The organism is Stenotrophomonas sp. P5_A9, from assembly GCF_056400525.1.
Map to the genome: position 1 here is coordinate 1 of NZ_JBFULC010000112.1, position 5,913 is coordinate 5,913.

Below are 5,913 nucleotides of genomic sequence, written 5' to 3' on the forward strand. Positions count from 1 at the left end.
GCGCCGATGCGTGGCAGAAGGGGAAGGTCATCCAGATCGAGGACCCGACCGCTGCTCATGCTCACGCTGGCAAGGAAAACCCCGAGGCGCCGTCGGACCCGGATGCTAATGCAACGTCTACGGGAACTCCCCAAAAGTAGGGTGAAACGCCTTCAGGACTGAGACTTTCGGAATATGGACGGATCACGCGGCGCTCGCATTGCTTTCGCGGTCGGTTGATCGGTGCGGGACGATCCTTCAGGTCCCAGTTAACCTTTTGGAACGCTCGCCCATGAAACGGACCCTCGTATGCGCCGCCCTGCTCACGACGTTAGCGTGGCCGGCCCTTGCTCAGCAGGGCGACGGGACGGATGTCCCCGCCCGGGTCAATACGTTCAAACCCGACAAGGTTCCGGCGACCGACGAGCGCATCGCCGGCCTAAAGGTGCCCCAAGGCTTCGAGGCAAAAGCCTTCGCCAAGGAACTTCAGAACATCCGCATCATTGCCGTGGCGCCCAGCGGCGACATTTACGTTTCCCGCCGTGACCAAGGGGACGTGTTGTTGCTAAAGGACGCCAACGAGGATGGAGTCTTGGATGAAGCCCCGCGGACCGTGGCCCACCGTCCGAGTGTCCATGGATTGGCCATCGGCGACGGCCACCTCTACATGGCCACGGCGACCGAAGTGTTCCGGGCGCCTCTCAACCCCGATGGGTCTTTGGGAGCCATTGAGCGAATCATCAATGATCTCCCGGACGGCGGGCAGCACCCCAACCGGACGTTGGCGTTCGGCCCTGACGGCATGCTGTATATCAGCGTGGGTTCCTCGTGCAACGCCTGCAATGAATCCAATCCTGAGCACGCGACCGTGTTGCGCGCCTCGCCGGACGGCAAGAGCCGCACGATCTTTGCGAGTGGACTGCGCAACACCTTGGGCTTCGCTTGGGATCCGAAGACCGGCGAACTGTGGGGGATGGATCACGGCATTGATTTCCTTGGCGACGACGTGCAACCGGAGGAACTCAACCACATCGTCAAAGGCAAGCAGTATGGTTGGCCGCATATCTGGGGCAAGGATGGGCAGAATCCACAGAGCACACCTCCTGGGGAAATCACGACGGCCCAGTGGGCTCAGATGAGCGAACCCATGGTCTTGGGCTATACCGCGCATGCGGCCCCCATGCAGCTGGTCTTCTACACGGGTAACCAGTATCCCGCCGGCTTCCGAGGCGACGCGTTCGTCACCATGCGGGGGTCATGGAATCGGAAGCCGGCCTCGGGCTATGAGGTGGTGCGGATTCGGTTCCGCAACGGGCAGCCGACCGCATTCGAGCCGTTCCTCAGCGGATTCCTGACCGATGAAGGCCGGACCCATTTCGCACGCCCAGTGGGCTTGGCTGTCACGCGGGGCGGGGCACTCTTGGTGGGTGACGACGCCAACGGCGTTATTTACCGCGTGAGCTACAGCGCTGGAAAGGCCACCCCTGCTGCCCCCGCTGCTCCCCCGGCGCAGTCCCTTGAAAAGCAGGTGGCGACCGGAAACGGCGTCCCGTTAGCCCTCGATCGCGTGGCGCAGGCCCCCGAGGTTGCCGTCCGGTCCCCGGCCTTCCAAGCCGGTCAGGCGCTCTCCTCTCGATTCAGCGCGTATCACGAAGGGCTGTCGCCGCCGCTGATGTGGGATGCAGTGCAGAAAGCGGTGACCTACGTGGTGATTGTCGAGGACCCGGACTCCACGCCCATCAAGCCGTTCGTGCATTGGGTCGCTTGGAACATCCCCGCATCCGTGACCAGCTTGCCGGAGGGCGTCCAAGTCCAGCCCCGGCTGACCAACCCCGCAGGGCTCCTCCAAGGCGCAACCAGCCGCGGTTCCGTCGGCTACTACGGGCCCAGGCCCCCGGTGGGCGACCCGCCACACCACTATCACTTCCAGGTGCTGGCGCTGGACAAGAGACTCGACGTTCGTCCGGGCGCGACGCGGGATGAGGTCCTTAAGGCCGCGGCGGGCCACGTCTTGGCAAAAGGCGTCATCGTGGGCACGTATCAACAGAGCGATGCGCCGCTGAAGTGAGACACCCGCGATAGCCCTTCGGCATGCGCCCCATTGGGCGGAAATCCAATGGGGCGCGATGAGCCAGGGAAAAGACAGCGCTTCGCGATATCATAGGACCATGAGCAGTTCATCCCCAGATACCGGTGCGCCCAGACTTCTGGGCTTCGACGTCCCTGATCTACAGGAAAACGTTGATCAAACGGAAGACGAGGCGATCATTGCCATGCTGGACGTGGCACCGCATCCCAGCTGGCTTGCCCTGTTCGACGCGCGTATTGATGCGTTGAAGAACGACTTGGGCGTGGCCGGGGTGGAGGTCGACGGCCCCTCCATCCGCTTCTATGGCTCCATTTCAGACGGCAGGCGATTGGCGACCGCGGTAGCGTCGCTGATCAACGACGTGACGTTGGACTACCGAGCCCAATCCAGTGCAAACCGTGGACCCTCGGGTCCGGCAAATCCAGTCTAGGCGACCACCTGCGCAAGCAACGCCGGCCTAAGAAGCGTTCGTCCCATGCCGGCGCGCGAAGTCCTCAAATCGGACTAGGCTGATGGCTTGGTGCTCGCCACACTTGGGACAACGGAGCGTTGCACCGCCATCCAAGGGTTCAAGTCCTTGAGCGGGCGTGGCTGTGAACGCCGCACTGCATTGAAGGCAGCGACAAAAAACCCTTGTCAACTCCAAGAGTCGGTCGTCCTCACTTCTCAAACCTTCAACATCCAGAAGGTGGAAACGACCTGTATTGGGCACTGTTGCTCTCTCTAGTAGGCGGGCAGGACGGAACGCATGGCGTTTGGGCTAACACTCCCGCCTTGGTCGCCCGAGAATACTCAGTGCGGTAGGTCGAGTTGAGACTCAAGTGGCGGGTTTGTATCCACGACAAATCGCGCACCTCTGTCTTGGGGTGCATCATAACGGAGAGCCCATCCGTGGGAGGTGCAGATTTCCAAGCAGATCGCCAATCCAAGTCCAGCCCCCGTGCTGTCCCGCGGCTTGGCTCGCCAGAAACGCTTGAACAACAGGGGCTGCTGCGAAGGGGCTACGCCGGGGCCGTCGTCCTGCACGGAGAAGCCCCCAAGGAATAATTCGATGCGCACTCGACCGCCCAGGGGCGCATGGTGGATGGCGTTCTCAATCAGATTCTTGGCCAGCACAAACACCGCCGACGCATCCGCCAGCACCGGCACTTGCCCGCATTGGTCGTTCACTTCAACCGTCACCGTGCGTTGTTCGGCCATGCGTATCAGGTAGTCGGCCGCATCCTGAAGGATCGCCGCAAGGCGAACCGACTCGAAGCTGTAGTTGTGGGCCTCGCTCACTTCCGCCAGATGCAGCAGCTGATGGATCTGGCGCGCCATATGCCCGGCGTCCTGCAGCAGCAGTTCCCTATTGGGCGCGTTGCTCAGCTCAATCTCCGCGGTTAGCAGGGACAGGGGCGTCTTCAGTTCATGCGCCGCCGCAGCCAGGAACTCCTGTTGAACCCGAAAGCCGTTTTCCAGCCGGGCGAGGGCGCCATTGAAGGCCTCCAGCAACGGAATGACTTCGGCGGGAAGCCCCTCGCTGCGGAGCCGGGTTCCTAAACTTCTGGGGTTCACCTGCGCGGCGACCGCCGAGACCTCCCTGAGAGGAGCGATCATTCGCCTGATGGTCCAATACACCACGATCGCGAAGGTCAAGAGCGCCAAGAGCAGCGTCGTCAAGCCCGCCCTGAGGTAGAGCGTGCCCGCGTAGTCACTGAGTGTCAGCACGAGCCGATCACTGCGCGCCACCCGGACAACGTAGCGATGGCCTTGGAGGTCCACTGGGCCTTGCATCACTCGAAGACGAACGACCGTCCCATTGCTCGGCACCATCATCGATTCAGAGCCTGTGGGCAGCGCTGTCAGGGCATCCAAGGCCGGGCCGGGCGAGCTTTGGAGGACAGTGTTTCCGGCACTATCGACGATGCAATAGGCAGAGTCCTTGGTCATGGCGTCGTAAGCGTTGACGTTCTGTGGCTTCAAGTCGACGAAGAACTTCCCTTTCGCATCTCTTCTTATTCCTTCGATCAGGTGATCAAGCTCCTCTTGCAGTTCCGTGCGAAGTAAGCGCTCAGGCAGCTTAGGAGAGGTCATGGCGAGCATGACCAAGATGGCAGCCACTGCGGCGACCAGCACCGCCAGCATGGTGCCGATCATCAAGCGCGCGGTCAGGCTACGCGGCAGCATCGGAGGGGAGGAGAGAGAAGCCCAAATTGCGCACGTTGATGAGGGCAAGCGGGGCGTCAATCGCAGCAAGCTTTTTCCGTAGGCGGTGCAAAGCGACGTCCAAGGCATTGGGGGTGACAGCGTCTGAAACGCCCCAAGCGGCAGCCTCCAGTGCGGTGCGGCGGACCACTTGGCCGGCGGCCCTCACCATCAGGATGATGAGTTGCAGCTCTGCCGGTGCCAGACTGATCTGCTCTTGCTGGTGTCGCATGCAGCTGAGTTCGGGCAGGATCTGAAGACCGTGGTAGCTGAGATGAAGCTCGCGGAACTCTGCGGGCCGTCGCATCAGCGCTCGCACGCGCGCTGTGAGTTCTTCTATGGCAAAGGGCTTGGGCAGGTAGTCGTCGGCCCCCGCGTCCAGCCCGGCCACGCGATCATGCAGCGCGTCCTTGGCGGTCAGCATCAGGCACGGGAGCTGATTGTCCGCCGCGCGCAACCTTCGGATCAGGGTCAAGCCGTCGCCATCGGGTAACCCGCGATCTACGATGGCCAGCGCGTAAGGAAGGCGCAGCAGCCCGTGCCAGGCGGCCTCCAAGGTGGCGAACGTGTCCACGGCGATGCCTGCAGCCCCCAGTCCACGCTCGACCAAGCTGGCCAAGCGTGGATGATCCTCAACCAAGGCAATTCGATTGGAAACGGCCGGGGCGGGCACGGAGGGGACCATGGGGGCTCAGGTTTTAGTATGAACGATCAGAAGCTCCGGGATATTCCACAGCGCACCCCGGCGGACCCGTTCGAGTCGGGCTCCAAAAGGGGGCTGTCCACCAGTTCGTTCGGCAGGAACTTGTAGTCCACGCCGCCGAGCACCCGCCATTTGCCCCCCAATGGGCGGGAGAAGCCCACGCTGACTTGGGGAACCAGCGCTGAGCCGGGCTGGTAGCTTGCCACGCCCCGACTGATTTCTTCGTCCAGGGTCCCGTAGTAGTAGTTGACCAGATCCTTGGACATCCATCGAACCCCGGCACCAGGCACGACCGTGGTGCGCCCCCATTGCAGGGCATAGCCGTAGTCCACAGCAAGCTCGTAACCCCCACTGGTGTCGGTTACGTCGGCCAAGGCGCTGACCTTCAGCTCCCCGGCCCGCCCTCGCCAGCTGGCGGCCACGCCGGCGTCGAGCCCGTCATCGCGGTCCTCCAAGGCAGTAGCGTCCAGGCCATTGCGGGCTAGGCCGGCGCGGGAAAGGTCCTTGATGTCAAACCCGTCGAAGCGTCCAGAAAGGACCGCATCCAAGGAGAAGGCCTCGCCTTGGATAAGGTGAACCCCTCCAGACAGCCCGCGCCAAAAGAGGCGCTGCCCGTCAAAGGTCACCAAGGGGAGGGGGCGAACGCGGGTGCCTTCGCCGGCATAGGGGCTATCGCGGACAGAGACGGCGACGCCTAGGGACCACCGATCGTCTTGAGCATCGGCGAGCAAGTCACTGCTGCTGGAAACGCCTTGGGCCAAGGCAACGGTGGGGAGAAGGAGCGGAAGGGCGAGTACGGACTTGAGCATGAAAGTAGCGTCGTGGGAGGACGCTACGAGCTTTGGTCATCCGAACTTACAGGGAACTTACCAACGCGGGGTCCGGGGCCTTCCGTTCAGCGAAGGCCATCCAAGCGCGCCAAGATCCAGCGACTGGCTGTGGTCACCCTATGAGG

5 protein-coding genes are annotated in these 5,913 nt (G+C 62.6%); 2 read left to right on the forward strand and 3 right to left on the reverse strand.

Annotated features, from left to right (window positions below; translation table 11 throughout):
- The first annotated feature begins 271 nt into the window (after positions 1-271).
- Positions 272-2,047 carry a YbhB/YbcL family Raf kinase inhibitor-like protein gene (locus AC1DR7_RS19825; RefSeq protein ID WP_478052930.1) on the forward strand — a complete coding sequence of 592 codons (1,776 nt, stop codon included), beginning with the start codon at positions 272-274 and terminating at the stop codon, positions 2,045-2,047.
- 100 nt (positions 2,048-2,147) lie between these two features.
- Entirely contained in the window at positions 2,148-2,498 is a 351-nt protein-coding gene (locus AC1DR7_RS19830) for a hypothetical protein (RefSeq protein WP_152153254.1), read from the forward strand.
- Positions 2,499-2,860: 362 nt separating this feature from the next.
- Here AC1DR7_RS19830 and AC1DR7_RS19835 read toward each other — a convergent pair whose 3' ends face one another.
- Genes AC1DR7_RS19835 through AC1DR7_RS19845 form a run of 3 tightly spaced genes read right to left on the reverse strand, consistent with a single transcriptional unit; the run spans position 2,861 to position 5,767 of the window.
- Entirely contained in the window at positions 2,861-4,207 is a 1,347-nt protein-coding gene (locus AC1DR7_RS19835; RefSeq protein ID WP_193222827.1) for a sensor histidine kinase, read from the reverse strand.
- Positions 4,208-4,223: 16 nt separating this feature from the next.
- Positions 4,224-4,940 (reverse strand): response regulator transcription factor, encoded by a 717-nt coding sequence (locus AC1DR7_RS19840; protein ID WP_152153252.1) that lies wholly within the window; start codon positions 4,938-4,940, stop codon positions 4,224-4,226.
- Positions 4,941-4,966: 26 nt separating this feature from the next.
- Positions 4,967-5,767 (reverse strand): MipA/OmpV family protein, encoded by an 801-nt coding sequence (locus tag AC1DR7_RS19845; protein WP_478052195.1) that lies wholly within the window; start codon positions 5,765-5,767, stop codon positions 4,967-4,969.
- Positions 5,768-5,913 lie beyond the last annotated feature (146 nt).